We start from the raw sequence: 240 nt of genomic DNA on the forward strand, positions 1-240 counted from the left end.
ACTTAGGTCTCACTTGCGATCCTATCGGTGGCTTGGTTCAGGTTCCTTGTATTGAACGCAATGCCATGGGCGCGGTAAAAGCGATCAACGCTGCCCGTCTTGCCTGTCGGGGTAATGGTCAGCACTTTGTCTCTTTAGATAAGGTGATTGAAACGATGAAAGTACCCGGCGCTGATATGTTAGATAAGTATAACGAAACGGCTCGTGGTGGTCTGGCGGTTTATGCTGATAACCGTATTC

General features: G+C 48.8%; 1 protein-coding gene. It reads left to right on the forward strand.

Annotation, left to right across the window (positions count from 1 at the left end):
- Positions 1–240: L-serine ammonia-lyase, iron-sulfur-dependent, subunit alpha (locus AAEY97_RS21495; protein WP_351001426.1), on the forward strand; the 240-nt coding region annotated here is incomplete at both ends.

Origin of the sequence: Shewanella sp. TB7-MNA-CIBAN-0143 (assembly GCF_040310065.1) — a bacterium.
In the GTDB taxonomy this organism is placed as follows: Bacteria; Pseudomonadota; Gammaproteobacteria; order Enterobacterales; family Shewanellaceae; genus Shewanella.